Source organism: Arthrobacter sp. ZBG10 (assembly GCF_001238605.1).
In the GTDB taxonomy this organism is placed as follows: Bacteria; Actinomycetota; Actinomycetes; order Actinomycetales; family Micrococcaceae; genus Arthrobacter.
In genome coordinates this window covers 1-231 of sequence record NZ_LFQH01000143.1, presented here as the reverse complement: position 1 = coordinate 231, position 231 = coordinate 1, and the positions used below count along the sequence as shown (strand labels likewise).

At 75.8% G+C, this 231-nt stretch carries 1 pseudogene; it reads right to left on the bottom strand.

The features are described 5' to 3' along the window. A pseudogene (locus ACU18_RS20070) lies at positions 1 to 231 on the bottom strand (hypothetical protein); the annotation flags it as partial.

Below are 231 nucleotides of genomic sequence, written 5' to 3'. Positions count from 1 at the left end.
GGTGGTGAGCCGCTCCATCGGCTGGTCACCGCACACCATCTTGGCGGCCTCGCTGGGTCCGTCGGCAGGCCGGGGCGAGGACGTTCCGCCGCCGTGGTGCCCGCCCGCATGGCTTCCGGAGGGGGAGGCGGCTGCGGAGGAAGCAGCGTCCGACGACGGCCCGGTCACCTGCCCGGGGGCGCCCGCCGCTGCAGCGCAGCCGGAGAGCAGCAGGGACGACAGTGCCAGGGA